Origin of the sequence: Streptomyces sp. DSM 40750 (genome assembly GCF_024612035.1) — a bacterium.
Taxonomy (GTDB): Bacteria; Actinomycetota; Actinomycetes; order Streptomycetales; family Streptomycetaceae; genus Streptomyces.
The window spans coordinates 3750771-3775771 of the sequence record NZ_CP102513.1 but is presented as its reverse complement, the minus strand read 5'-3'; the positions used below and the strand labels follow the sequence as shown (position 1 = coordinate 3775771).

Annotated in this window: 25 protein-coding genes; 20 read left to right on the top strand and 5 right to left on the bottom strand. The window is 71.0% G+C overall.

The genetic code is table 11. The annotated features are described in order from the left end of the window. Nucleotides 1–22 precede the first annotated feature (22 nt). Complete coding sequence (locus JIX55_RS16900) at nt 23–673, top strand: amino acid ABC transporter permease (protein ID WP_257564157.1); 651 nt, start codon at nt 23–25, stop codon at nt 671–673. Continuing rightward, nucleotides 670–1536, top strand: a complete 867-nt coding sequence (locus tag JIX55_RS16895; protein WP_257564156.1) for an amino acid ABC transporter permease — start codon at nt 670–672, stop codon at nt 1534–1536. Before JIX55_RS16900 ends, JIX55_RS16895 begins: the two co-directional genes overlap by 4 nt. 104 nt (nt 1537–1640) lie before the next feature. Here the strand turns inward: JIX55_RS16895 and JIX55_RS16890 are convergent, their stop codons facing one another. The 3 genes from JIX55_RS16890 to JIX55_RS16880 form a co-directional block, all read right to left on the bottom strand. Continuing rightward, a complete protein-coding gene (locus JIX55_RS16890; RefSeq protein ID WP_257564155.1) occupies nt 1641–2399 on the bottom strand; it encodes an SDR family NAD(P)-dependent oxidoreductase in 759 nt (252 codons plus the stop codon). A gap of 56 nt (nt 2400–2455) precedes the next feature. Next, nucleotides 2456–3424: an alpha/beta hydrolase gene (locus tag JIX55_RS16885; protein ID WP_257564154.1), complete on the bottom strand. Its 969-nt coding sequence runs from the start codon at nt 3422–3424 to the stop codon at nt 2456–2458. Between the two features lie 105 nt (nt 3425–3529). After that, nucleotides 3530–3847 (bottom strand): putative quinol monooxygenase, encoded by a 318-nt coding sequence (locus tag JIX55_RS16880; RefSeq protein WP_257564153.1) that lies wholly within the window; start codon nt 3845–3847, stop codon nt 3530–3532. A gap of 155 nt (nt 3848–4002) precedes the next feature. On the opposite strand from JIX55_RS16880, the gene JIX55_RS16875 reads away from it, so the two are divergent. The 15 genes from JIX55_RS16875 to JIX55_RS16805 all read left to right on the top strand — a co-directional run bounded on the left by JIX55_RS16875 (nt 4003) and on the right by JIX55_RS16805 (nt 19455). Continuing rightward, entirely contained in the window at nt 4003–4908 is a 906-nt protein-coding gene (locus JIX55_RS16875) for an AraC family transcriptional regulator (protein WP_257564152.1), read from the top strand. 164 nt (nt 4909–5072) lie between these two features. Further along, nucleotides 5073–5684 (top strand): GtrA family protein, encoded by a 612-nt coding sequence (locus JIX55_RS16870; protein ID WP_257564151.1) that lies wholly within the window; start codon nt 5073–5075, stop codon nt 5682–5684. Nucleotides 5685–5975: 291 nt separating this feature from the next. Further along, nucleotides 5976–6998: a lytic transglycosylase domain-containing protein gene (locus JIX55_RS16865; RefSeq protein ID WP_257564150.1), complete on the top strand. Its 1023-nt coding sequence runs from the start codon at nt 5976–5978 to the stop codon at nt 6996–6998. Nucleotides 6999–7064: 66 nt separating this feature from the next. Then, nucleotides 7065–8189 (top strand): RNA polymerase sigma factor, encoded by a 1125-nt coding sequence (locus tag JIX55_RS16860; protein ID WP_306820010.1) that lies wholly within the window; start codon nt 7065–7067, stop codon nt 8187–8189. Between the two features lie 191 nt (nt 8190–8380). Next, on the top strand, nt 8381–9325 hold the full coding sequence (locus JIX55_RS16855; protein ID WP_257564149.1) for an ABC transporter ATP-binding protein: 945 nt from the start codon (nt 8381–8383) through the stop codon (nt 9323–9325). After that, entirely contained in the window at nt 9322–10092 is a 771-nt protein-coding gene (locus tag JIX55_RS16850; RefSeq protein ID WP_257548863.1) for an MlaE family ABC transporter permease, read from the top strand. The genes JIX55_RS16855 and JIX55_RS16850 overlap by 4 nt, the downstream gene beginning before the upstream one ends. An 11-nt stretch (nt 10093–10103) precedes the next feature. Continuing rightward, nucleotides 10104–10928, top strand: coding sequence for an MlaE family ABC transporter permease (locus JIX55_RS16845; RefSeq protein ID WP_257548865.1), 825 nt, complete (start codon nt 10104–10106; stop codon nt 10926–10928). A gap of 5 nt (nt 10929–10933) precedes the next feature. After that, entirely contained in the window at nt 10934–12181 is a 1248-nt protein-coding gene (locus tag JIX55_RS16840) for an MCE family protein (RefSeq protein WP_257564148.1), read from the top strand. Next, nucleotides 12178–13215: an MCE family protein gene (locus JIX55_RS16835; RefSeq protein WP_257564147.1), complete on the top strand. Its 1038-nt coding sequence runs from the start codon at nt 12178–12180 to the stop codon at nt 13213–13215. The genes JIX55_RS16840 and JIX55_RS16835 overlap by 4 nt, the downstream gene beginning before the upstream one ends. Beyond that, nucleotides 13212–14315, top strand: coding sequence for an MCE family protein (locus JIX55_RS16830; RefSeq protein ID WP_443046429.1), 1104 nt, complete (start codon nt 13212–13214; stop codon nt 14313–14315). Before JIX55_RS16835 ends, JIX55_RS16830 begins: the two co-directional genes overlap by 4 nt. Next, nucleotides 14312–15445 (top strand): MCE family protein, encoded by a 1134-nt coding sequence (locus JIX55_RS16825; protein WP_257564146.1) that lies wholly within the window; start codon nt 14312–14314, stop codon nt 15443–15445. Before JIX55_RS16830 ends, JIX55_RS16825 begins: the two co-directional genes overlap by 4 nt. A gap of 68 nt (nt 15446–15513) precedes the next feature. Continuing rightward, nucleotides 15514–16800, top strand: coding sequence for an MCE family protein (locus JIX55_RS16820; RefSeq protein WP_257569352.1), 1287 nt, complete (start codon nt 15514–15516; stop codon nt 16798–16800). After that, nucleotides 16797–18074, top strand: a complete 1278-nt coding sequence (locus JIX55_RS16815) for an MCE family protein (protein ID WP_257564145.1) — start codon at nt 16797–16799, stop codon at nt 18072–18074. The genes JIX55_RS16820 and JIX55_RS16815 overlap by 4 nt, the downstream gene beginning before the upstream one ends. Beyond that, the gene (locus JIX55_RS16810) at nt 18047–18634 is read left to right on the top strand and encodes a hypothetical protein (RefSeq protein ID WP_257564144.1); all 588 of its coding nucleotides are present in this window, start codon (nt 18047–18049) and stop codon (nt 18632–18634) included. The genes JIX55_RS16815 and JIX55_RS16810 overlap by 28 nt, the downstream gene beginning before the upstream one ends. A gap of 50 nt (nt 18635–18684) precedes the next feature. Next, nucleotides 18685–19455 (top strand): hypothetical protein, encoded by a 771-nt coding sequence (locus JIX55_RS16805; protein ID WP_257564143.1) that lies wholly within the window; start codon nt 18685–18687, stop codon nt 19453–19455. Nucleotides 19456–19687: 232 nt separating this feature from the next. On the opposite strand, the gene JIX55_RS16800 is transcribed toward JIX55_RS16805, so the two are convergent. Further along, a complete protein-coding gene (locus JIX55_RS16800) occupies nt 19688–20617 on the bottom strand; it encodes a LysR family transcriptional regulator (RefSeq protein ID WP_257564142.1) in 930 nt (309 codons plus the stop codon). A gap of 70 nt (nt 20618–20687) precedes the next feature. Here JIX55_RS16800 and JIX55_RS16795 point away from each other — a divergent pair, with 70 nt between their 5' ends. Then, nucleotides 20688–21473, top strand: coding sequence for a cyclase family protein (locus tag JIX55_RS16795; RefSeq protein ID WP_257564141.1), 786 nt, complete (start codon nt 20688–20690; stop codon nt 21471–21473). Continuing rightward, the gene (locus JIX55_RS16790; protein WP_257564140.1) at nt 21470–21922 is read left to right on the top strand and encodes a GNAT family N-acetyltransferase; all 453 of its coding nucleotides are present in this window, start codon (nt 21470–21472) and stop codon (nt 21920–21922) included. The genes JIX55_RS16795 and JIX55_RS16790 overlap by 4 nt, the downstream gene beginning before the upstream one ends. Nucleotide 21923: 1 nt before the next feature. Here the strand turns inward: JIX55_RS16790 and kstD are convergent, their stop codons facing one another. After that, nucleotides 21924–23723, bottom strand: coding sequence for a 3-oxosteroid 1-dehydrogenase (kstD, locus tag JIX55_RS16785; protein WP_257564139.1), 1800 nt, complete (start codon nt 23721–23723; stop codon nt 21924–21926). Between the two features lie 258 nt (nt 23724–23981). On the opposite strand from kstD, the gene JIX55_RS16780 reads away from it, so the two are divergent. After that, entirely contained in the window at nt 23982–24893 is a 912-nt protein-coding gene (locus tag JIX55_RS16780) for an alpha/beta fold hydrolase (protein ID WP_257564138.1), read from the top strand. Nucleotides 24894–25001: the final 108 nt, after the last annotated feature.

Here is a 25001-nt window from a genome sequence, read left to right as displayed (position 1 = left end):
CTGTGCGATTCGGAGCAGACATATGAACGTGATCGTCGACAACGCGGGGCTCTTCTGGTCCGGTTGGCTGAAGACCATAGAAATCTGCGTCTACGCGGCCATCGGCTCGCTCGTCCTCGGTGTGGCCGTCGCCGTGGCCCGGGTCTCCCCGGTGCCGCTGCTACAACGCCTGGGCGCCCTGTGGGTCCAGTGCGTGCGCAACTGCCCGCTCACCGTCGTGCTGTTCTTCATGGCGTTCGGTCTGCCCGAAGTCGGCCTTCACGGCAGCTACTTCTGGTTCGGGGTGGCCGGGCTGATCTGCTACACGTCCGGCTTCATCTGCGAAGCCGTACGCAGCGGGATCAGCGCGGTACCGGCCGGCCAGGTCGAGGCGGCGCGCGCCGTCGGCCTGACCTTCGGCGCGGGCCTGCGGCTGGTGGTCATGCCGCAGGCCCTGCGATCGATGGTCCCGCCGCTGGGCAACGCCCTGATCGCCATGATCAAGAACTCGGCGATCGTCGGCGCCTTCGGCGTCGGCGGCGAACTCTTCAGCGTGGCCGACACCCTGACCTCGTCCCGGGGCCTTCCCGCACTGCCCACCCTCACCGGCGTCGTCGCCGGATACCTCCTGCTGATCCTTCCCTTCGGATTCCTGCTCAGCCGTTTGGAGCGCAAGGTGGCGATCGCCCGATGACCGCGACCCATGTCCTGTACGACGCCCCGGGTCCGCGCACCCGTCGGCGGATCCGCCGGGGCACCGCCGCCCTGCTGACGGCGCTGGCCGCCGTGCTGGCCCTCGTCGTCGCCAGGCTCTCCCGGCAGGGGCAGCTCGACGAGGCCAAATGGAGTCCTCTGGTCAACCCCTCCGACCCGCGGTTCGGACTGGTCTGGGACTTTCTGGGGGGCGGCCTGACGGCCACTCTGCAGGCGGCCGCCGTCTCCATCGTGCTGTCCCTCGTCCTGGGCAGCGTGCTCGCCGTCACCCGGGTCACGGCCGCGGCGTGGTACCGCTGGGCGGTCGTGGGGTTCATCGAACTCTTCCGCGGTGTCCCCGTGGTGCTGTCCGTGTTCTTCGCCGCCCGCGTCCTGCCGGAGATCGGCATCGACCTGCCGACCATGTGGTTCCTCGTCATCGGCCTGACGCTCTACAACTCGGTCGTCATCGCCGAGGTCATCCGCGCCGGCATCCAGGCCCTGCCCAAGGGACAGGCGGAGGCCGCGTACGCCATCGGCCTCACCCGGGGCGCCACCCTGCGGCTGATACTGCTCCCGCAGGCCTTCCGGATCACCCTCCCCGTGCTCATCGGGCAGTTGGTGGTCGTCCTGAAGGACACGTCGCTGGGCTTCATCATCAGCTACGAAGAGCTGTTGCGCCGGGGCCAGATCGCCGTCCAGACGCTGGAGAACCCGCTGCAGATGTTCTTCGTCATCGGAGCCATCTTCATCCTGGTCAACTTCAGCCTCTCCAAGCTGGCCGAAGCCGTGCAGCGCCGGCTGTCCCGCCCCGGGCGCAGCAGCGGTCCGCCCGCCGTGGCGACCACCGGGACCACTACCTGAGCCGGCGTGGGTTCCCGTAGGGGGCGCGGTGAAGAAGCCGCGTCCCTACTGGAGGTCAGCGACGCCGGCCAACGGCCACCGTTCCAGCAGCAACAGCATCCCAGCTAGAGGTTGTAGCCACCCGATACTTCGATGTTCTGAGCGGTGACCCAGCGGCTCTCGTCGGAGACCAGGGTGGCGATCATCGCGCCGATGTCGTCGGGTTCGCCGACCCGGCCGAGCGCGGTCCTCGCGGCGAGGGCCGGGACGACCTCGGGGAACCGGGTGAAGGCGTCGTCGGCGATGCGGGTGCGGGTCGATCCCGGCGAGACGGCGTTGACGCGGATGCCCCGCGTGCTGAATTCCTTGGCCATGTACCGGGTCAGCACGTCCAGGCCGCCCTTCATCGACGCGTAGGCCGAGTAGCCGGGCTCCAGACCCGCCGTCGACGTCGAGTTGCTGCTCGTATTGACGATGGCCCCGCCGTCCGCCATCAGGGGCAGCAGCCTCTGCGTCAGGAAGTACGGTCCCTTGAGCATGACCCGCATGAGCCTGTCGAACGTCTCCTCGGTCGTGTCCTCGACCAACGACGTCTGCGCGAAACCGGCGTTGTTGACCAGGTAGTCGAAGGTGTCCCGCTGCCAGGTGTCGCGAAGCAGGGCGGCCACCGTGTCGCGGAAAGCCGCGAAGGTGCCGGTCTCGCCCACGTTCAGCGGCAGTGCGACAGCCGTGCCGCCCTCCTTCTTGATGACGGCGACCGTCTCCAGTCCTCCTCGCGGGTTGTTGCCGTAAGTCAGGATGACTCCGGTGCCGCGCTTGGCGATCTCGATCGCGGCGCTCTGCCCGATGCCGGAGCTGGCGCCCGTGACGATGGCGACCTTCATGGTGTTCCTCCTGGTGTGCGGTCGTGCGTGGGTGGTGTGTGGGTGAGCCGGCGGCGCTAGGCGGCGGAGTTCGGGGACAGGATTCGGGCGAGCCAGTCGGTGCGGGTCCGGCGGGCTGTGGCCGAGATGTGGGCCTGTGGGTACAGCGCGTCGAAGCCGTGGAAGCCGCCCGCCCAGACGTGGAGTTCGGCCTGGCCGCCGGCCGCCCAGACGCGGGTGGCGTAGGCGGCGTCCTCGTCGCGGAAGACCTCGGCGGAGCCGGTGTCGATGTAGGTGGTCGGCAGGCACGAGAGGTCGTCGGCCAGCGCGGGTGAGACGTACTCGGGCACCTCGTCGTCGGTGAGGTCGCCGAGGACCGAGCGCCATCCGAACTCGTTCATCTCGCGGGTCCAGACGCCGGGTCCGTTCGAGTACTGGCGGCTGGAGGTGCTGGTGTTGCGGTGGTCGAGCATGGGGCAGATCAGCATCTGCGCGGCGATCGCCGGGGTGCCGAGGTCGCGGGCCAGCAGGGTGACGCCGGCGGCGAGGCCACCGCCCGCGCTGGCACCCGCGACGACGATCCGGGCCGGGTCGATGCCCAGTTCGGCGGAGTGTTCCGCGACCCAGAGCAGTCCCTGGTAACAGTCGTCGACCAGGGTGGTGCCGGTGGCCTCCGGTGCGAGCCGGTAGTCCACGGAGACCACGACCGCGCCGAACCGGTCGAGCCACTCCAGCGGGATGTCGATCTGCGAGAAGCGGTCGCCCATGACCATCCCGCCGCCGTGCATCCAGTAGACGCAGGGTGCGGCAGTGGTGCGATCGGTGTGCGCGGGGCTGAGGACCGACAGGGGGATCGGGGCACCGTCCTTGGCCTGCACGGTGACCTCGCGCCGGTCGACCTGCCGATGGGCGAGGAGGGACTCGACGGGCGTCGACGGGAGCCGGCGCAGCTGCGCGAGTACTTCCGGGCCGAGCCGGGACATGAGGGGCATGTCGGCGAGCAGACTACGCAGTTCGGGGTCAAGGGCAGGGCGTGCCATGGTCATGGTGCTGCCTTTCGTGGGTGGTGGTGGCGGCGGACGGTCGGGCGAGGAGAGGGACGCTCGGCAGCGACCGAGGCGGCGGGAAGGACCAGGGGATCGATCGGCGGGTCAGAAGGCGGTCCTGCCGCGGACCGGCACGTAGTCGGTGTACTCGGACTCCCTGGCCAGCAGTCCGCCGATCTGCGCCACGATGGCCTGGGCGGCCTCGCCGGCGAAGATCCGGTGGTGGTCCTCCTCGCTGGTCCAGCCCTCGGTGACGTGGACGACGTCGGGGTCGGACGCGGAACGGGAGACGAGGTAGACGACGCAGTGTTCGCTCGCGCCGGGGCTGCCCTCGTCCAGGCCGGTCAGCAGCAGATCGACCAGCCGGTCGCCCAATCCGGGCCGGGCGGTCAGGGTGGCGTTGAAGCCGTAGTTGGCGATCACGGGTGCCTTCTTCCGAGGTGATGGGATGACGTGATTCCGAGGTGATTCCATTCAACCGACGTGACCTGCGAAAACGTTAGAACGATGCTCGCTCGCCCTTGCACGATCCTCTCGGCCGCGGGAGCCATGGTGTCGAGCGGTGCTGCAATGGAGGCATGCACCTCGAGGAACTCCGCATCCTGCTGGCCCGGCATGCCCGGCCCGACTGGACCACCCCCATCGACGGCGTCCTCATCTCGAAGGTCGACCGGTCGGATCCGCCGGCGCCCTCGATGTCGGGCACGGTGCTGGCGGTCATCGCCCAGGGCGCCAAACGCCTCGCCCTGGGCGAGAGGGTGTACGAGTACGGCGCCGGCCAGTACCTGGTGGCGTCGGTCGACCTGCCCGTCACCGGACACTTCACCCAGGCCGACCCCGAGCAGCCGGCGTTGGGGTTCGGTCTCGTGCTGGAACCGTCCGCCGTCGCCGAGTTGCTGTTGCAGGCCGGGCCCGGAGACGCTCCCCGCGCCGGTGGAGGCACGCCGTCGGGGATCGCCGTCAGCGACGCTTCGGCCCCGTTGCTCGACGCGGTGGTCCGACTTCTGCGCCTGATGGAAGAGCCCCGCGACCGGGCCGTGCTGGCCCCGCTGGTCAAGCGCGAGATCCTGTGGCGCGTGATCACCGGCGAGCAGGGTGCGACGGTTCGCCAGCTCGGCCTGGCCGACAGCAGTCTGAGCCACGTCTCCCGGGCGGTGCGCTGGATCCGCGACCACTACGCGCAGCCCTTCCGGGTCGAGGACGTGGCGCGGCTGTCCGGCATGAGCGTCTCCGCCTTCTACCGCAACTTCCAGGCGGTGACCGCGATGAGCCCCATCCAGTTCCAGAAGCAGATCCGGCTGCAGGAGGCCCGGCTGCTGCTCGCCACCCACCCGGGCGACGTCACCGGAGTCGGCCACCGCGTCGGCTATGACAACCCGTCACAGTTCAGCCGGGAATACCGCCGCCAGTTCGGAGCGCCCCCCAGCCAGGACGCCGCACGCCTGCGTCGCAGCGTGCGCAGCCCCGCGGGTGCCCTCCCCTGAGCCGGCTTGACGTTCTCCCGCCCGCTACGAGGCGACCGTGCTCGTGTGCGGCCTCCAGCGACCCGTTGACAGTTGAGAAAGCTCAGCCGTCGATCATTGCCGGCTCACAGATTTCTCACGAAGTTCCGCGACGGTGATCCTGTCACCGAAAACGGAGAGAGCAGATGGTGGGACACCGATCGAGCGGAAGAGCCGCGTCGGAGGCGATGCGACGCGGTACGGCCGCCCGGACGAAGAGAGCGCGGCGTGCGGAGCAGGTGGAGGCACGCGAGGACGACGCGTGCCGGCCCCCGGCTGTTCCTGGTCCGCTCGGCGCCTTTGCCCGGTTCGTGCTGTGCGGCGGCGGTGTCGGGGTCGCCTCCAGCCTGTCCGTGGCGCTGCTGGCCGGGCTGGTTCCCTGGGTGGTGGCGAACGCGCTGATCACCGTCGCTTCCACCCTCCTCGCCACAGAGCTCCACGCCCGTTTCACTTTCGGGGCCGGCCGGCATGCCGGATGGCGCGAGCACGTGCAGTCCGCAGGGTCGGCCTCGGTCGCCTACGTGGTGACGTGCGCCGCGATGCTCGTACTCCAAGCGGTGCAGCCGACGGCCGGGATCCTGCTGGAGCAGGCCGTCTACCTCGGCGCCGCAGCGCTCACCGGAATCGGACGTTTCCTGGTGCTGCGCCTGTTCGTCTTCGCCGACGGCGGGACCTGGACCACGGCGCGGGCCAAGAGCCCGGCGCGGGTTCACGAGGACGGCGGGACGCTGTCCTGGTCCCTCCCTGTTCCGGCGTGAGTCGGCCCGGATCCCCGGATTCCTTCCAGGGAAGCAGGTCGGCCACCGATGCCGGCGCATGCTCCCGACTGGTCGTCGCGAACCCTCCAGGGCGGACGACACTGCTCCCCTGCTTGCTCCTCCTCTTGCTCATCCTCCGGCGACGGACGTGCCGACCGCCCGCGTAGAGCAGAGGACGGAATCCGCACAGGGAGGGGCCGCGAAGTGGCGGTGCACAGGTTGTTCAGGACGGTCGGTACGGCGAGAGGGGCACTCAGAGGGACCAGATGTACGGCGATCGCGGCGGCGGCGATGGCCGCGCTGACCGCCTCGCAGGCGCCGGGGACCTCGGCACAGGCCGCGGAGCCGGCGCGGAACGCGGCGCGCGCCGAGCGCGGGCCGAGTGTGTCCGGCGACGCCCCGTACCGCACCCAGCTTCCGCCACTGCGGACCGCGAAGTCCGACGAGGACACGGCCGCGGGGCCGGCCGGCGGTGCACTGCCCGCGACCGTGTTCGCCGCGTACCGGCGCGCCGAGTCGGAGCTCGCGGGCACCGCACCGGGATGTCGGCTGGAATGGCAGTTGCTGGCCGCCATCGGCCAGGTCGAGTCGGGGCAGGCGCGCGGCGGCCGGGTGACCTCGGACGGCACGACCGTGACACCGATCCTCGGCCCCCGGCTGAACGGCGGCGCCTTCGCGGTCATCCGGGACACCGACGGCGGCCGGTACGACGGGGACACGGCGTATGACCGGGCGGTCGGCCCGATGCAGTTCATCCCGTCGACCTGGACCCGCTGGGGCGCTGACGGCAACGGCGACGGACGGGCCGATCCGAACAACGTCTTCGACGCGGCGCTCGCCGCCGGCCGCTATCTGTGCGTCGGCGGGCGGGACCTCTCCGACCCGGCCGACCTGGATCGGGCGATCCTCGGCTACAACCACTCGGAGGCCTATCTGCGGACGGTCAGGGCCTGGTACGCGTACTTCCTGGTGGGGCATCGAGTGGTGCCGGACCAGAGCGCCGGGTCGTCCGCGCGACCGGAGCCGTCGCGAGCGAGCAGCACACGCGAACCCTCGCCGGAGGCGTCCGATCGCCCGGGCGCGGGCCCGTCCACCACGCCCTCCACACCGTCCGCCTCGACCTCACCCCGCCCCTCCTCCTCTCCCAGCCCGTCCCGTCCGGCGACCGGAGGGGAGGAGCCGCCGCTCCCCGTACCCGATCCGGGCGTGGAGCTGCCCGGCGACGAGGTACTGCCCGGTGCCGGCCCACTGACCGGCAACGGTGGGGACACGATGCGCCCGGCCCCCTCCACAACCATGGATACCGGGCGGTAATGTCGCCCCCCGCCGGACGGCACGAGACGGCGGAGTGAGCGCGAAGGGGCCCTCATGGCGACGGACATGCCTGCTGAGACAGAGGCGGCCACAGCGGCCGGGGCAGAGGCGGCCATGCCTGCCGGGACAGAGGCGGACCACAACCGTTGGCAGCACATGTGGGGCCACCGGGAGCAGTTGCTCAAGGTGGCCCGGCGCAGGTCGATGAGCCCGGAGGACGCCGAGGACGCCGTGCACGAGGCGATGCTGCGCGCCGCCGAGCGCCCGGACCTCGACGACGAGCGCCTCGGCGCCTGGCTGACGACCGTGACCATGCGGCTGTGCGTCGACCGGTACCGGCAGGTCAACCGTGAGGCCGAGGTGCGCACCAGCCCCACGCTGATCGCACCGGGCCCGGTGCCCGTCGAGGAGGCGGTGTGCGACCGGGCCGAGGCGAGGTGGCTGGCCGTGCGCAGCGGGGAGCTGCCCGCCCGGCAGGCGGAGGCGCTGCGGCTCAAGTCCGAGGACCTGGACGTCGGCCAGGTCGCCATGGAGATGGGGCTGAGCTACCGGACCGTCGAGTCGCTGCTCGCCCGGGCCCGGCGGACGCTGCGCGCCTCGCTGGCCGGGACGCTCGGGGTGGTGCTGTTTCTGCTCGGGCGCGGACGGCCGCGGGGAGGCGGGAGGGCACAGGCCGTGGCCGTCGCCTCGACGGCGGCGACCCTGGCGGTGGCGGGGTTCGTGCTGCCGTACGCGCTCGACGGGAGCGGGGACGGTCCGGCTGCTCCGCGGCCCTCCGTGTCCGGGCCCCCGGAGGCGCTCACGACCGACGGGGACGGCCGGGTGCGCGCGCCGGGGCCCCGCGATTCGTCGCCCGCGTCGGCGGCTCCGGGCGACGGTCCGGCGGGATCCGCGGCCGACGGCGGATCGCTGCTGCCGCTGTCCGTGCCGCCCTTGCCCGAGGCCTCGGTGCCCTCGCTTCCGGGGCTGACGGCGCCCGAGGTTCCTGAGGTTCCCGAGGTCCCAGGCGTGCCCGAGCTGCCGGACACACCAGACATACCGAACATCCCCGATGTCCCTGATGTACCGGATGCATCGGATGTGCCGTTCGAGTCCGCCGTCCCCTCAGTGACGTCGAGGTCGTCGGTTCCGGACACGCCCGTCGTACCGTCCGCTCCCCTCTCCCTCCCCACCGCGACCGCGGTCCCGTAAACACGCAGGTCCGGCGAGTCGTAAGGCCGCCTGCCAGCCGTCCGTAAACCCGGCCGAAGACACATCCGTAAACCCGTCCGCAGACCCGTCCGCAAACCCGTCCGAAAAAAATCGGCCTCGTCGCGACGGACGCCCCGCCCCTCCCCGTAGAGCAGATGTCGGAGCTGCTCCACGGCTGAAGGGTGAACCGGATGGGTGTCGAGATCTGTGTGGAAGGGCTGACCAAGTCCTTCGGTCACCAGGTCATCTGGCAGGACGTCTCGCTGACGCTGCCCGCCGGGGAGGTATCGGTCATGCTCGGCCCCTCGGGGACGGGCAAGTCGGTGTTCCTCAAGACGCTCGTCGGGCTGCTGAAGCCGGAACGCGGCTCGATCAAGGTCGCCGGGCGGGACATCACGAAGCTCCGTGAGCACGACCTGTACGAGGTGCGGAAGCTGTTCGGGGTGCTGTTCCAGGACGGCGCGCTGTTCGGCTCGATGAACCTGTACGACAACATCGCCTTCCCGCTGCGCGAGCACACCCGCAAGTCCGAGAGCCAGATCCGGCGCATCGTGCTGGAGAAGATGGACATGGTCGGACTGATCGGCGCCGAGGGGAAACTGCCCGGCGAGATCTCCGGTGGTATGCGCAAGCGAGCCGGGCTGGCACGGGCCCTGGTCCTGGACCCCGAGATCATCCTCTTCGACGAGCCCGACTCGGGCCTCGACCCCGTACGCGTCGCCTACCTCAACCAGCTGATCGTCGACCTCAACGCGCAGATCGACGCCACCTTCCTGATCGTCACGCACGACATCGCCTCGGCCCGCCAGGTGCCGGACAACATCGGATTGCTGTTCCGGCGTGAGCTGGTGATGTTCGGCCCTCGCGAGAAGCTGCTGACCAGCGACGAGCCCGTCGTACGGCAGTTCCTCAACGGCCGGATGCAGGGGCCGATCGGTATGGCGGAGGAGAAGGACGCCGCCCAGGTCGAGCAGGAGCTGGCACAGCTCGGCGACGGCGGGCACACCACGACGCCCGGCAGTCAGGAACTGCCTCCCCGCCTGCTGCCGGGTCCGGGCATCACCAGGCCGCCCCGCTGGGAGGCCATCGCGAAGCGGGAGGCCGAACCGCGCCGGAGGGAGGTGGCCGGAGCATGAGCCTGTCGCCGACCGGAGCGCTGCGGCACTCGGGCAACCTGTTCGCCATGGCGCTGGACGTGGTGCGGACCATCCCCCGACGGCCCTTCCAGGCGCGGGAGTTCATCCAGCAGACGTGGTTCGTCGCGAGCGTCACGATCCTGCCCACGGCCCTCGTGTCGATCCCCTTCGGGGCCGTCATCGCCCTCCAGATAGGCAGCCTGACCCGGCAACTCGGCGCCCAGTCCTTCGCGGGCGCCGCCTCCGTCCTCGCCGTCCTGCGGGAGGCCTCGCCGATCGTCACCGCGCTGCTGATCGCGGGCGCGGGCGGTACGGCGATCTGCGCGGACCTCGGGGCGCGCAAGATCCGGGACGAGATCGACGCCATGCAGGTACTCGGCATCGACCCGATCCACCGGCTGGTCGTACCCCGCGTACTGGCCTCCATGGTGGTGGCCGTGCTGCTCAACGGCCTGGTGTCGGTCGTGGGCGTGGCCGGCGGCTACTTCTTCAACGTGATCCTCCAGAACGGCACGCCCGGCGCGTATCTGGCGTCCTTCACCACCCTCGCCCAGCTCTCCGACCTGTGGGCGGCGGAGGTGAAAGCGCTGGTGTTCGGGGCGATCGCCGGGATCGTCGCCTCGTACAAGGGGCTCACCGCGAAGGGCGGCCCCAAGGGCGTCGGCGACGCGGTCAACCAGTCCGTGGTGATCACCTTCATGTTGCTGTTCGTGACCAACTTCGTGATGACCGCGGTGTACTTCCAAGTCGTCCCGCAGAGGGGCTGAGGGAACCGACGATGCGACCTCTACGACTCCTCGACCGCCCGCTCCGCTCGCTGGAGGAGCTGGGCACCCAACTCTCCTTCTACGGCCGCTCGCTCGCGTGGACCGGCCGCACCCTGCGCCGCTACAAGAAGGAGATCGTGCGGCTGCTCGCCGAGGTGAGCTTCGGGCGCGGGGCGCTGGCCGTCGTCGGCGGCACGGTCGGCGTCATCGCCTTCCTGTCGTTCTTCACCGGCACCGAGGTGGGCCTCCAGGGCTACGCGGCCCTCAACCAGCTCGGCACCTCCAACTTCGTGGCCTTCCTGTCGGCGTACTTCAACACCCGGGAGATCGCCCCGCTGGTGGCCGGGCTCGCCCTGTCCGCCACGGTCGGCGCCGGCTTCACCGCACAGCTCGGAGCGATGCGGATCAGTGAGGAGACCGACGCCCTGGAGGTGATGGGCGTGCCCTCGCTGCCGTTCCTGGTGACCACCAGGATGGTCGCCGGTTTCGTCGCCGTGATCCCGCTGTACGTGATCGGCCTGCTGTCCTCCTACCTCGCCGCCCGCACCATCACCACCGTCTACTACGGGCAGTCGACCGGCACGTACGACCACTACTTCCACCAGTACCTGCCGCCCGTCGACGTCCTGTGGTCCTTCGGCAAGGTGATCGTCTTCGCCGTACTGATCATCCTGGTGCACTGCTACTACGGCTACTACGCGAGCGGCGGACCCGCCGGGGTCGGCGTCGCGGTGGGCCGTGCGGTGCGGACCTCGATCGTCGCCATCAACGTCCTGGACTTCTTTCTGAGCCTCGCGATCTGGGGCGCCAACACGACCGTACGGATCGCGGGGTGAGGTCGATGAGAGTACTGAGACTTCGGTTGTACGGCATCGCCTTCGTGGCCGTGCTCGCGCTGCTGCTGTCGCTCGCCGTGGCCGTCTACCAGCAGGCGTTCACCTCGGTGGTGCGCATCACGCTGGAGGCCGGCAGCCTCGGCAACCAGCTGGATCCGCGCGCCGACGTCAAGCTGCGCGGGCTGCTGGTCGGCGAGGTGCGCTCGGTGCGCGCGGACGGCGAGAAGGCGACCCTCGACATCGCGCTCAAGCCGGAGCACGTCGCGTTCATCCCGGCGGACGTGCACGCCCGGCTGCTGCCCAAGACGCTGTTCGGCGAGAAGTACGTCGACCTCGTCGCACCGCGCGGCTCCTCGGCCCGGCCCATCCGCGCCGGGGACGTCATCACCCAGGACCGTACGAAGGTGGGCATGGAGCTGCAGCGGCTGCTGAACGACCTGCTCCCGCTGCTGCGCACGGTCGAGCCGGCTGAACTGAACGCCACACTCTCGGCGTTCGCCACCGCGCTGGAGGGCCGCGGCGACCGGATCGGCGAAAACCTCACCCGCGTCGAAAGCTATCTGCGCCGCCTCAACCCGCATCTGCCGGCCCTCAAGGAGGACATCTCGCGCTTCGCCGATGTCGCCGAGGTGTACGGGGACGCGGCGCCCGACCTGATGCGGATCCTGCGGAACACGGTCACCACCAGCCGCACGGTCGTCGAGAAGAAGGACCGGCTGGCCGCCGCGCTCCGCACCACGGCGACCGTCGCGGCCACCGGTGAGGACTTCTTCGACGCGAACGGCGACCGGCTGATCACGCTGGGCCGGGTCTCCCGACCCACCCTGGAGCTGTTCGCCCGCTACTCACCCGAGTACCCCTGCCTCCTCGAAGGCCTGGTCCGGCAGGAGAAGGCGTCCGAGGAGGCGTTCCGGGGCGGCCGGATGCGGATCACCCTCGAAGTCGTACGCCCGCAGGCCGCGTACGAGCCCGGCGAGGAGCCGCGCTACGCCGAGCGGTCCGGGCCGGACTGCCGGGGTCTGCCCCGTCCACAGGTGCCCGCACCCCACACGGAGCTCAACGACGGTACGTCGCCCGGCGGTTCGGGCGGCGCCCTGCCCGGAGGTGCCCACGTGTCCGCCACCGAGGCCGAGCAGCGGGCCGTGGGCTCGCTCGTGGCCCCCGTCCTGGGCGTACCGGCGGACGAGGTGCCGCCCGTCGCGACCCTGTTGTTCGGCCCGCTGGCCAGGGGAACGGCGGTGAGCGTCGCATGAGGACCACAGGAGCCCGTCAAGCCGCCGCCCCGCTGGTGAAGTTCGGCCTCTTCGCGCTGGTCACGATCCTGGCGACGGCCCTGCTCGCCGCCACCATCGTCAACATCTCCTTCGCGCCGAAGGACACCTACCGGGCGGTGTTCAGCGATGTGACCGGCCTGGAGGAGGGCGACGACATCCGCGTGGCCGGGGTGCGGGTCGGCGAGGTCGAGGGCATCCGGATCAAGGACCGGACGCTGGCCGAGGTCACCTTCACGGTCATCGCGGACCGCCCACTGCTCACCAGTACCGGCGCGGTCGTCCGCTACCGGAACCTGGTCGGGCAGCGGTACATCGCGCTCACCGAGGGCGTCGGCGACAGCACCCGGCTGCGGCCCGGCGGCACCATCCCGCTGTCCAGGACCCAGCCCGCGCTGGACCTCAACGCGCTGCTGAACGGTTTCAAGCCGCTGTTCGCCGCCCTCAGCCCGAACGACGTCAACCAACTCGCCACCGAGATCATCAAAACCCTCCAGGGCGAGGGCGGCACGGTGAACAGCCTGCTCGCGCACACGGCGTCCCTCACCACGACGCTCGCCGACCGCGACGAGCTGATCGGCTCCGTGATCGACAACCTCAACTCCGTACTGAAGACGCTCGACCGGCGAGGTGCCCGCTTCTCCGGGCTGCTGAAGCAACTGCGGCGGGTGATCTCCGGACTGTCCACGGACCGCAAGCCCATCGGGAAGTCCCTGGTGAGCATCGGCGACCTCACGGAGGCCACGTCGGGACTCCTGCACGACGCCCGCCCGCCGCTGAAGGACGACATCGCCGAGCTGGGCGAGCTCACCGGAACGCTGAACAGGAACGAGAAGACCGTGGAGGGCGTGCTGAAGCGGCTGCCGAACAAGCTCACCGAGCTGACGGGGACGGCGTCCTACGGCTCGTGGTTCAACTTCTACCTCTGCGACTTCGACGGACGGATCGTGCTGCCGAAGACGGAGCAGGTACTCACCCCAGAGTTCCACGTGGCGCGGGCGAGGTGCGGCGCATGAGGATCCGCATCGTGCCGCGCGGGACGCGGCGCCGCCGCCCCGAGCCCCTGATGAAGGTGCGCGTCCTGCCACCGAGGCTGCCGAGGATCAGGCTGCCCCGGAAGGCGGGCCGCCCGCGGCTGAAGCCGTTCCGGGACCGCAACCCCGTGGTCGTCGGCGCGGTCGGGCTCACCACCCTCGCGCTGCTGACCGTGGCCGCGTTCAACGCCGACAGCCTGCCGGTGATCGGCGGCGGCGAGACGTACAGCGCCGCCTTCTCGGAGGCGGGCGGCCTCAAGCCGGGCGACGAGGTGCGGATCGCCGGGGTCAAGGTCGGCAAGGTCGAGGACGTCGATCTGGACGGCGACCACGTCAAGGTGAACTTCAAGGTCAAGCACGACCCGGACTTCGGCACCGGGACCGGTGCGTCGATCCGGGTCAAGACGATCCTCGGCGCGAAGTACCTGGCGCTGCACCCGAAGGGACCGGGCCAACTGGAACCGGGCAGCGAGATCCCGCTGCGGCGGACGGTGTCCGCGTACGACGTCGTGCAGGCGTTCAGCGACCTGACGACCACGACGGAGGAGGTCGACACGGAACAGCTCGCCAAGGCGCTGGACACGATCTCCACCACCTTCCAGGACTCGCCCGAGGAGGTCCGGGCCTCCATCAAGGGACTGTCACGGATCTCCCGGACGGTGGCCTCGCGCGACAAGGCGCTGCGCGGGCTCCTCGACCACGCGAACGGGGTCACCGGGGTGCTGGCCGACCACTCGGAGGACTTCTCCGCGCTGGTGAAGGACGGCGACAAGCTGTTCAAGGAGATCAGCAAGCGGCGCGCCGCGATCCACAAACTGCTCAAGAACTCCGCCCTGCTGGGCATCGAGCTCTCCGGCCTGGTCGAGGACAACCGGGAGGAGATCGGGCCTGCGCTCAAGAACCTCAACACCTTCGTCAGGATGCTCGAACGCAACCAGGCGAGCCTGGACCGGAGCGTCAAGCTGCTCGCGCCCTATGTCCGGGTCTTCACCAACACCCTCGGCAACGGCCAGTGGTTCGACTCCTACGTCCAGAACCTGGTCGCCGCCCCGGTGGTGCCACGTACGGGAGGCTCACGATGACCAGGCGCCCGTCCGTTCCGCGCACCCTGGCACTGCTCACCGCGCTCGCGGTCCTCGCCACGCTCGCCGGCGTACTGTGGCCGCGCCCCCAGGCCGTCCGGGTCACGGCGTACTTCCCGCGCACCGTCGGTATCTACCCCGGCTCGGACGTCCGCGTCCTCGGCGTCCGTATCGGCGAGGTCAAGCGGATCACGCCGGAGGGCAGCCGGGTGCGCGTCGAGCTGGAGTACGAGGAGGGCCGCAGGCTGCCCGCGGACGCGCAGGCCGCCATCATCAACTCCTCGGTGGTCAGCGACCGTTACGTGCAGCTGCTGCCGGTGTACCGCGAGGGCCCGGTGCTGCGGGACGGCGACGTCATTCCCGAGTCGCGCACGGCCGTCCCCGTCGAGCTGGACCGGATCTTCGACAGCCTGCACACCACGTCCGAGGCGCTCGGCCCGGAGGGCGCGAACAAGGACGGCTCCCTGTCGCGGCTGCTGGGCGTGAGCGCGGACAACCTCGAAGGCCAGGGCGAGAACCTCAACCAGACCGTCGAGGATCTCTCGCAGGCCGTCACCACCCTGTCCGACGGGCGGGGTGACCTGTTCGGCACCGTACAGAACCTCCAGGTGTTCACGGCCGCGCTGGCCGCCGACGACCGACGCGTCCGGTCGTTCAACGGCAGCCTCGCCGACGTGGCGGAGCAGCTCGCCGGGGAGCGCAAGGACCTCGCGGCGGCGCTGGAGCACCTGGGTGCGGCACTCGGCGACGTGTCGGAGTTCGTGAAGAAGAACAAGAAGTCACTGACCTCGAACGTGCGGGGCCTCAGCAAGGTCACCAAGGTCCTGGTCACCCAACGCGCCGCGCTGGAGGAGCTGTTGGAGGTCGCCCCCACGGGTCTGTCGAACCTGCAGAACGCCTACAACGCCTCCGCCGGGACGCTCGACACCCGCAACAACCCCGAGGAGCCGCAGGACCCGGCATCCCTCCTGTGCTCCCTTCTGAAGACGACCGGGGACGAGGGCGGCAAGAACCCCGACTGCGCGGAGCTGAAGAAGCTCTTCGACTCCCTGCCCGAGGTACCGACGGCCCCCGCCACGACGGGCACGGTCGACCGCACGCTCGGCGGAATCCTGGAGGCCCGAGCATGAGCCGACGTATGGGCCGACGTATGAGCCCGAGCGCGAGCCGACGTATGAGCCCGCGTACGGGCCGAGTCATGAGCGCGGCGCGCAAGGGACGGATGGTCGCGTGGACGGCCGCCGGTTCGCTGCTGCTGTCGGGCTGCGGGTTCAACGGCTGGTACGACGTCCAGCTCCCCGGAGGAGCGGCGGCGGACGGCCGCGCCTACCACGTCACGGTCGAGTTCAGGGACGTACTGGACCTGGTGCCGCAGTCGGCGGTCAAGGTCGACGGCGTCACCGTGGGCGCGGTCGAGAAGGTGGAGCTGGACGGCTGGCACGCCCGGGTGCGACTGCGCGTCGCCGACTCGGTGAAGCTGCCCGCCAACGCGGTCGCCGATCTCCGCCAGACCAGCATGCTCGGCGAGAAGTACGTGGCGCTGGCCGCGCCGGTCGGCACCGCGCCCGTCGGACGGCTCCGCGACGGCGACCGCGTCCCGCTGTCCCGCAGCGGACGCAACCCGGAGATCGAGGAGGTGCTGTCCGCCCTGTCCGCGCTCCTCAACGGCGGTGGCGTCGCCCAGCTCAAGACGATCACCGTGGAGCTCAACAAGGCTCTGGAGGGCCGCGAGAACCGGGTCAGGTCCCTGCTCACGGAACTGGACACGTTCCTCGGCGGCCTCGACGGGCAGCGCGCGGACATCGTCCGCGCCCTCAAGGGCATCGACCGGCTGGCCAAGCGGCTGAGGAAGGAGGAGAAGACGATCGCCGAGGCCGTCGACACGCTGCCGCCCGCGCTGAAGGTCCTCGCCGACCAGCGCCGAGACCTGACACGGATGCTCACCGCCCTGTCGAAGCTGGGCAAGACCGGTACCCGCGTCGTGAACGCCTCGCGGGACGACACCGTCGCCAATCTCAAGCAGCTGAGGCCGATCCTGCAGCAGCTCGACAAGGCGGGCGACGACCTGCCCAACTCCCTTGAGCTGCTGACCACTTATCCGTTCCCGCGCAACGTGGTCGACGCCGTCGAGGGCGACTACGTCAACCTCGCGGTCACCGCCGACCTCGACCTGGCGGGCATCTACGGCAACGTCACGGACAAGCCCGGCGAGTCCGGCGGCTCCGGTGAGGGTGACGAAGGCTCCGACACCCCGGACCTGCCGGAAGTGCCGGACCTCCCGGATGTGCCCGGTGTGCCGACGCCGACCGCGCTGCCCAAGGCCCCGGAGGTTCCGGTCGAGCCTTCGGCGCCCACGGACGGCGACGACCTGCTGTGCCCGCCGGTGTGCACCGCGGGCTACGGCCCCCGAGCGGACTCGGGCCGCCTCCCGGCGGGGATCGACCTCGCGCTCGCCGAGCTCATGCTGAAGGGAATCCAGCCGTGATCACACGTACGGTCAAGGCCCAGCTGCTCGCCTTCGCCGTCCTCACCGGCGTGGGTGTGTCGTACGTCGGCGCCGAGTACACGGGACTGGTGGACGACGTCCTCGACCGCGGCTACACCGTACGGGCCGACTTCGCCGCGTCCGGGGGCATCTTCTCCGGCGCCGAGGTCACCTACCGAGGGGTGCCGGTGGGCCGGGTGGGCGAGCTGCGGCTGTCCGGCTCAGGGGTGTCGGTGGCCCTGGAGATCGAGGACCACGCACCTCGTATTCCGGCCGACACCCTGGCGGTGGTCGCCAACCGTTCGGCGGTGGGCGAGCAGTACGTCGATCTGCAACCGCGGCGGACCGGCGGCCCGTACCTGCTCGACGGCAGCCCGATACCGCGCGAGCGCACCCGGGTGCCGCTGCCCACCACCGACCTCGTCGTCAGCCTCGACCGGCTGGTCAACTCGGTCGGCAAGGACGATCTGCGGACCACCGTCGACGAGTTGGGCAAGGCCTTCTCCGGCACCGGGCCACGGCTGAGCCGGCTGGTGGACTCGGGCAACGAACTCGTCGAGGCGGCGTCCGACACGCTCCCGGAGACGATCTCGCTGATCGAGGACTCGCGGACGGTACTCAAGACACAGTCCGACCAGGGTTCGGCCATCAAGTCGTTCTCCCGCGATCTGGCGGCGCTCACGGCGGAGTTGAAGTCGAGTGACGGGGACCTGCGCCGGCTGATCGACAACGCGGTGCCCGCCGCTCAGGAGATCGACTCCCTGCTGAAGTCCACCCGGCCGGATCTGCCGGTCCTGCTGGCCAACCTCATCAGCGGCGGCCAGGTCACCGTGGCGCGGCTGCCCGGAGTCGAACAGGCCCTGGTCACCTTCCCGGTCGTCGTCGCCGGCAGCTACACGGTCGTCCCGGGCGACGGCACCACCCACTTCGGCCTCGTCCTGGGCGCCGACGACCCGCCGCCGTGCACCCAGGGGTACGGCGGGACACAGCGGCGCGACCCCGCCGACACCAGCACACGCCCCGCGAACACCGACGCGCGCTGCACGGCGCCGCGCGGCAGCGACACCTCGGTGCGCGGCGCGCAGAACGCCCCCGGCGCCTCGGCGGGTTCGTACGGCGCCGACCGGGCCACGTACGTCACCCCGTACGACCCGGACACCGGCACCGCCACCGGCCCGGACGGGACAACCGTCGAGATCGGCTCGACGGGCGGCGAACAGACCGTCTTCGGAAAGGAGTCATGGCAATGGCTACTCGTCGGACCGATGGCATGAATGTCGGCGGTGCGAAGACCGATGGCATGAGCGTCGGCGGTGCGAAGACCGATGGCATGAGCGTCGGCAGTGGGAAGCGGGGGCGTCGCAGGGCGCTGTCCGCCGGACTCGTCGTCGCGACCGTCCTGACGACCGCGCTGTCGGTCTGGTCGGCCGTGGGGCTGTCCGGGCAGCGCGCGGCGGAGCAGCGGCGGCAGGACGTCCTGGCGGCGGCCCGCCAGTCGGCGCTGAACTTCACCTCGCTCGACTACCGCCACTACGACCGGGACAGCGGGAACGTGCTCAAGAGCGCCACCGGCGACTTCAAGGAGCAGTTCGCCGCGCAGACCGAGCAGCTGACCGAACTGGTCGCCGAGAACAAGTCCGTGTCCGAGGGACAGGTCCTCGAAGCGGGCATCGTGCGGTCCGACACCCGGTCCGCCCGGGTTCTGGTCGTCGCCGACAGCAAGGTGACCAACACCGCCGTGCCCGACGGGGAGGCGCGCACGTACCGGCTCCAGCTCGACCTCGTACTCAAGGACGGCCGCTGGCTGACCTCCGACGTCGAGTTCGTGGGCTGACGACCGGCCTCCCGTACGAACAGCAGGCACCAGAGTTGAGGAGAGAGACCGTGGTGAACACGACCTCGCGAGGCCGCGGCGCCGGCTCCCCCGCCCGCCGCACCATGACCGCGGCCGCCCGCGCGGCGGCCAAGCGCACCCGACGCGTGGAGCACCCCGCGGACGGGGCACCATCACGGGCCGAGGAGCGGTACTCCGGGCGCACGGTGGTGATCGATGCTCCGGGCGGGTGGGACGACCCGCCGGAGCCGGCACCGGACCCGGACCAGGCGGCCGAGTCCGAGGCGGTGTCGGAGGAGCGCGCGCCGGTACGACGGTCCTGGCGACGGCTGCTCACCATGGCGCTCTGCGTCGTGCTCGTGGCAGGTCTGGTCGCCCTCGCCGTGCTCGGGTGGCAGTACCGGGAGGGACGGCGCGCGGAACAGGCGCGGGGAGAGGCGCTCGCCGCCGCGCGGAAGGCGGCGCCCGTCGTCCTGTCGTACGACCACCGGCATCTCGACCGGGACTTCGCCCTGGCCCGCACCCATCTCACCGGCGCCTTTCGCGACGAGTACCGCAGGACCACGACGACGGTCGTCGGACCGACCGCCAGGAAGTACCGCGGCGTGGTGAAGGCGACGGTGGCCGCACCCGCGGACGGTGGCCGGCCCGCGGCGTCCGTCGTGTCGGCCGGACCGGACAAGGCCGTCGTCCTGCTGTTCGTCAACCAGGTCACCACGAGCACCCAGGTGACGGGGTCCCGCGTGGATCTGAACCGGGTACGGATGACGCTCACCCGCACCTCCGAGGGCTGGAAGGTGAGCGCCGTGGACGCGCTCTAGGCGTACTCGGTCATGACTCGGCTCAGCCGGAGTGCCACCGCAGGGGCCTCTCCCGCAGCATCGCCTCCGGGTCCGGCACCGGCCCCGCGGAGGCCTGCTGCCCATCCGCCGGCGGCGGCCGCCGCTGGGGTGAACTCAGGTGGTGTTCTGGTGAGGGGAGGTACGCCCGGGAGCTCGGCTGGTGGCTGTGGGGTGGCGGGGGGCGTCCCCGCGCCCCTTCAAGGAGCTCCGGTCAGCCGGAAGTCGCAGGGTCCAGCCCCAAGTCCGTGGCCGACTGGCGGAGCGCCTCGACCAGAGTCGATGTCAGGGGCTGGGGGCCGGACGGAGACGCGAGCCATACCGCGGCGATGCGGCGGTGGCCCGCCATCGGGACGGTGGGGAGGGCCACGGTGTCGGGTGGGGCTTCGGTGAGGGCCAGCGTCGGGACGACAGCCGCGCCCAGGCCCGCCCGGACCAGGGACAGGGCCGTCGGGAACTCCAGGGCGGTGTGGGCGCGGTGGGGGGTGAAGCCGTACTGGGCGGAGATGCGGGTCAGGGCGCGGCCGCACGCCGTGGCGGGCGGGGCCGCGATCCAGGGGCGATCGGCGAGGTCCCGCACCGAGCGGGGCCGCGGTGACCAGTCGGCGGGCGTGATCACGCGGTACTCGTCGTCGGCGACCGGCGCGGACGCCAGGTCGCGCCACTGCTCGTCCGGATCGGGATCATCGGCGTCGTACTCGACCACCAGCAGGTCCAGACCGCCGGTGCGCAGCTCGCGCCAGGCCTCGGGGCCCTCCGCCTCCACCACCCTCGGTTCCAGACCGGGGTGGGTGCGGGCGAGGGCGGCGAGGGCGGGGACGAGCAGGTGGCAGACCGCCGAGGAGAACGCGGCGACCGTCACCGGCCCGGTCGAACGGCCGGTCAGCTCGGCGAGTTCACGGCGCGCCTCGGCCAGCTCCTGCTCGATGCGCTCGGCCCGCGCCGCCAGCAACCGGCCCGCCGGAGTCAGCCCCGCCCGGCGCCGCGAACGGTCCACCAGCGGCTGACCCACCTCCCGCTCCAACTGCGCGAGATGCTGGGACACGGCCGACGGGGTCAGATGCAGCACCTTGGCCGCGTCCACCACACCACCGCGCAACGCCACCGCACGCAGGACGCGCAGCCGACGGGGGTCCAGTTCCATAAGCCGTACTGTAGCGCCGCTTCAGTAAATCTTGCTTGTGGTGAAGTGACACTGCATGGAAGATCGGGGCATGAGCGAGCACAGTGGTGATCAGGGCGTTGAGCAGGGCCGGAACGGCGTACGGCACGGTGACGGGGGCGCGGGCCGGAAGACCGTGCGGGGGAGGGGCGGGCGCCAGGTCGTCGACCTCAGCCACCGCATCCGGCACGGGATGGTCACCTACCCGGGGCTTCCCGCGCCCGAGATCGGCGAGCACCTCACCCGGGACGCCTCGCGGGCGATCTACGCGCCCGGCACCGAGTTCGCCATCGGCCGTATCTCGATGGTGTCCAACACCGGCACCTACCTCGACAGCCCCTACCACCGGTTCGGCGGCGGACACGATCTCGCCGCGCTCCCGATCGACAGGTTCACCGACCTCGACGGCATCGTCGTACGCGTCCAGGACACCGGGCGCCGGGCCGTGGACCGGGAGGCGCTGCTGCCGTACGACGTCACGGGGCGGGCCGTGCTGATCCACACCGGCTGGGACCGGCACTGGGGCACGGACCAGTACGGGCAGGGCCACCCCTACCTGACCGCCGACGCCGTGGCCCGGCTCGTCGAGCAGGGCGCCGCACTCGTCGGCATCGACTCCCTCAACATCGACGACACCGACGACGGCACCCGCCCCGCCCACACCGGCCTGCTCGCCGCCGGCATTCCCGTCGTGGAACACCTGCGCGGCCTGGAGCAACTGCCCCCGCAGGGCTTCCGCTTCCACGCCGCACCACCGGCCGTCGAAGGCATGGGCACGTTCCCGGTACGGGCATACGCGCTGCTCGACGACGATGACGTGTCTAGGCTCACTCCGTGACCGACCTCGACATCAGACGTGTGGACGGTGCCGCCGGCGACGAGGAACTCGAAGCCTGGCGGTACGTCCACAACACGATCATCCCCACACACCTGCTCTCCCTCGACGACGTCCGCGAGCGCGCCGTACGCCACCACCTCGAACTCGCCTACGCCGACGGCGTCCTCGTGGGCAACTCCACGGTCCGTCCGCCCGAGGGGGACACCGCCACGGCCACGGTGATCGCGCGGGTGCTCGCCGAACACCGGCGGCGCGGATTCGGCGAGCAGTTGTACGAGCGGGCGTCGCGGCGGGCGCGGGAGCTGGGTGCCCGGGTGATCGAGACCTGCGTACTGGAATCGAACGGGGACGGACTGCGGTTCGCGCTCAAGCACGGGTTCACGGAGACCGAGCGCTATCTGCTGGACGGCGACACGATCCCGTGGATCGATCTACGACACCTGGGCTGACCTACGGCTTCCCCGCGATGTCCAGCGCCGCCACATAGCCGAACGTCATCGCCGGGCCGATCGTCGACCCGGCGCCCGCGTAACTGCGGCCCATCACGGCGGCGCTGGCGTTGCCCGCCGCGTACAGGCCGGGGATCACCGAACCGTCCGGGCGCAGGACACGGGCGCGGGCGTCGGTGAGGAGGCCGCCCTTGGTGCCGAGGTCGCCCGGGACGATCCGAAGGGCGTAGAACGGCGGTAGCCACAGGGGTGCCAGGCAGGAGTTGGGCTGGACCGACGGGTCCGTGTAGTAGTGGTCGTACGCGCTGTCGCCGCGCCCGAAGTCGGTGTCGTCTCCTTGCCGGGCAAGGGAGTTGAAGCGGTCGACGGTGGAGCGCAGGGCGGCGGCCGGGACACCGATGGCGGTGGCGAGCGCGTCCAGGGTCCACGCCTTGTGGACGGCCCCGGCGTCGTACCACTCCGCGGGGAACGGGAAGGTCGGCGCGATGTCCTTGAAGAGGTACCGGTTGCGGTAGTTCTGGTCGACGATCAGCCAGGCCGGGATGTGCCCGGCGGACGGGGTGTCGCGCTCGTACATCGTGTGGACGACATCGCTGTACGGCCCCGCCTCGTTGACGAACCGCGCACCGGCCGCGTTGACCAACAGCCCACCGGGGAGCGTGCGTTCGGCGAGACAGAACCACGGCTGGCCGGGGGTGGGGATGGCCGGCCCCCACCAGGCGTCGTCCATCAGGTCCACATCGGCGCCCGCCCGCTGCCCGGCGCGAATCCCGTCCCCGGTGTTCTCCTTCGCTCCGACCGTCCACTGCGTCCCGACCGGCTGCTCCTGGTACTGCGCCCGCATGGCCGCGTTGTGCTCGAAGCCGCCGGAGCCGACGATCACGCCCCGGCGGGCGCGGACCAGTCCGGGGGAGCCGTTGCGGGTGACGACCGCTCCCGTCACCGCCCCGTTCTCCATGTGCAGGTCCGTCAAAGGGGTGTTGAGCCACACCGGCACACCGGCGCCGAGCAGCCCGGCCCGCAGTCCGCCCGCCAGTGCCTGCCCCATGGTGAGCGGCTTCTGCCCGAGCAGTGCCGCCCGCGTGCCCCGCGCGAGACATTCCGTGGCGACGGCCAGCCCCTTCGCGCTCACCGCGGTCAGCGCCAGCCACTTGTAGTCGGCGCTGAACACCACCATCCCGGCCGGGACGGCGAGATAGGCCGGATTCAGCCGCGCCAGCTCATCGCCCAGCACGTTCCCGTCGAGCTGGTCCGGCTCGATGGACCGCCCGTTCGGCAGCCCGCCCGGCAGCTCCGGGTAGTAGTCGCTGTACCCCTCCATCCACCGGAACCGCAACGGGCTGTTCGCCATGACGAACGACAGCATGGCGGGCCCGTGGTCGAGGAAGGCCTTCTGCCGGTCGGCGGGCACGTCGTCCCCGACCACGGCGGCGAGGTAGGTGGCCGCCTTGGCCGGTGTGTCCGGCACCCCGGCCGCCTTGATCACGCTGTTGTTCGGCAGCCAGATCCCCGCCCCCGAGCGCGCCGCGGACCCCCCGAACGTCCCCGCCTTCTCCACGACGACACAGCTCAGCCCCTGCTTGGCCGCCGTGAGCGCGGCGGTCATCCCGGCGGCCCCGGAGCCGATGACGACGACGTCGTAGGTGCCGAGCAGGGGCGGGGCGGCGGCCGCGGCCGTCCCCGCGAGCCCACCGGTCGTCGCGAGTACGGCACCCGCGCCCGCGGCCGTGCCGAGCACCCGCCGGCGCGAAGGCCCGGCCTGTGCCGCCGTACGTCTCTCAGGATCCGCGCTCTTGGACATGCAGGACGCTCCAGCCTCGCGAAGGGACGGGTGGCCGTGCTGTTCCCCGGGAGGCGAACGGGTTCCCCGCGTCCCGGACGTGGTGCGGAGCATCGAATCTGACCTGAAGGGATGGTGAAGTCAAGGAGGTAACTGACGGGAAATCAGTTCCCTTTGATTCGAACCTATTTGACCTGCATATTCGTTTCGCGGGGTAGGCGTGTGGGAAATGTTCGGGCAGCGTGGTCCCGGTCTGCGGACCGAGGGAGGGGGAACGCTGTGCATGACCTCGTACGGGCGCCGGACCATGTCCGGACGGCCGACGGGCGGCGGTTACGGGTCGAGTGCGCGGGGGATCCGGACGGTCGGCCGGTGTTCCTGTTGCACGGGATGCCGGGGAGCAGGGTGGGGCCCAGACCGCGGTCCATGTTCCTGTACCACCGCGGCGCGCGGCTGATCAGTTACGACCGTCCGGGGTACGGGGGCTCGGACCGGCGGCCGGGGCGGCGGGTCGTGGACGCCGTGGAGGACGTCGAAGTCGTCGCGGACGCACTGGGGCTGGAGCGTTTTGCGGTGGTGGGCCGGTCCGGCGGGGCCCCGCACGCGCTGGCCTGCGCCGCGCTGCTGCCGCACCGGGTGACCCGGGCGGCCGCGCTCGTGACGCTCGCGCCGCAGGACGCGGAGGGGCTCGACTGGTTCGCGGGGATGGCGCCGCACAACGTCCGTGAGTTCCATACGGCGCTCACCGATCCCCGGGGATTCGTCGCCAGGCTGATCCCCCGGTCGGCCGCCATCCGTTCCGACCCCGCCCGGCTGCTCGACGAACTGCGCGGCGACCTCACGGACGAGGACCGGATGATCGTCTCGGACGACGGCATCCGGTCGATGCTGCTGCGCAACTACCAAGAGGCGCTGCGGACCTCGCCGTACGGCTGGATCGACGACGCGCTCGCGCTGACCGGCCCCTGGGGGTTCGATCCCGCCGAGATCAAGGTGCCTGTGCTGCTCTGGCATGCCGGGAAGGACGTCTTCACCCCGTCCGCCCACTCCTCCTGGCTCGCCGAACGCATCCCCCACGCCATCGCCGTCTGCGAACCCGCCGCCGCCCACTTCGCCGCGATTCGGGCTCTGCCGGACGTCCTGAGCTGGCTCCTCACCACGACCGAGCCGAGCGCGGCGTCAGTGGCGTGATGTGTCTGCGGGTGTGTGGGGGCTAATCGCTCCCACTCTCGACTTCGCTCGAGCGGGAGGGACCCCCATCGCGGCGGAGCCGCATATGTCACAGCCCCGCGCCCCTCA